This window comes from Pseudogemmobacter faecipullorum (assembly GCF_020539525.1).
Classification (GTDB): domain Bacteria; phylum Pseudomonadota; class Alphaproteobacteria; order Rhodobacterales; family Rhodobacteraceae; genus Pseudogemmobacter; species Pseudogemmobacter faecipullorum.
Window position 1 is genome coordinate 1 of the sequence record NZ_JACDXX010000088.1, and the last position, 612, is coordinate 612.

At 64.1% G+C, this 612-nt stretch carries 1 protein-coding gene and 1 pseudogene; both read right to left on the reverse strand.

The window, feature by feature from the left end:
* A pseudogene (locus H0485_RS21325) lies at positions 1-407 on the reverse strand (phage tail protein); the annotation flags it as partial.
* Positions 408-412: 5 nt separating this feature from the next.
* Positions 413-612, reverse strand: a 200-nt coding sequence (locus tag H0485_RS21330) for a DUF6950 family protein (protein WP_435531530.1), incomplete at its 5' end; no start/stop codon positions are given.

A 612-nucleotide genomic window follows, 5' to 3' on the forward strand; every position in this document is an offset into this window, starting at 1 on the left:
GCGAATTCGCCACGATCATCCCCGACCCAGACGCCGGAAAGCCCCTGAGGCAGCGAGGAGCATTCCACCACCATGGTCACAAAGCGGGTATTCCAGCCCCAGCTGCCGACATAGCGGCGCTTGCCCGCCGTGGCATAGGTGCCGAGGCTGAACTTCAGAGGCGTATCATCGCCCAGCTCAACCTCAAACTTTACCGAGACCTCAGGCGCTTTCCGCACCGCCTTTGCGATTGCAGTCGCCACCACGTTGAGGGCCAGACTGAGGGCCATCTGCATAATGGCCGCAGCAGCACCGCCAGCCGCAATCACACCACCGACCCAGGCAACAGCCGCAGCGATAGGTCCGGCATGAGCAGGACCGGCCGCCAGCGCAAAGAGCGCGGCGGTGAACAGAATTCTGAATTTCATGGGTGTCAGCCGACCTTGAATGCCCGGGTCATATCGGCGCGGGGGCGCCGACCATGGCCTTGCTCAGTGATAACAATCAGCCCGGAGGCATCGACCACGCAGAGCGCGGCGCCGATCTCGCCATCCGCCGGGATCAGCCCGATGTCACCGACATGGGCCTGCGAGGGGTGGACCTCCGGCAGATAAGCCGCGACCGCATCGCCCA